A 502-nucleotide genomic window follows, 5' to 3' on the forward strand; every position below is an offset into this window, starting at 1 on the left:
TCCACTCTACAGTTCTCAAACACCACACCAGAAACAAACAACCTGGAGCGTGAAAGCCCCTTGGCGTGTTGCCTCAGGACCCAACAGCATGCCAGCGAACAATCATCAACCAGACCCGACATACCCCGTTCCACGCGCCGAAGCGCAGTACTAGAAGTCATCAGCAACCTGGCCTCAGGCCATAACCAGTAGTTCCACAATTCCTTGAGCAACCAGAACAAGCACACATTCGGCACTTGAGCTCTGGCCACTCCACCACCGTTGGTCCGGGTATCCCGGCGGGGTGGATGTGTTGCTCCTTAGAAAGGAGGTGATCCAGCCGCACCTTCCGGTACGGCTACCTTGTTACGACTTCGTCCCAATCGCCAGTCCCACCTTCGACCACTCCCTCTGCAAGCAGTTGGGCCATGGGCTTCGGGTGTTACCGACTTTCATGACGTGACGGGCGGTGTGTACAAGGCCCGGGAACGTATTCACCGCAGCGTTGCTGATCTGCGATTAC

The 502-nt window shown here is 56.6% G+C and carries 1 rRNA gene; it reads right to left on the reverse strand.

The window, feature by feature from the left end:
* Positions 1–303: 303 nt before the first annotated feature.
* Positions 304–502 (reverse strand): 16S ribosomal RNA (locus IE302_RS42580); the annotation flags it as partial.

The organism is Amycolatopsis oliviviridis (assembly GCF_014654365.1).
GTDB lineage: Bacteria > Actinomycetota > Actinomycetes > Mycobacteriales > Pseudonocardiaceae > Amycolatopsis > Amycolatopsis oliviviridis.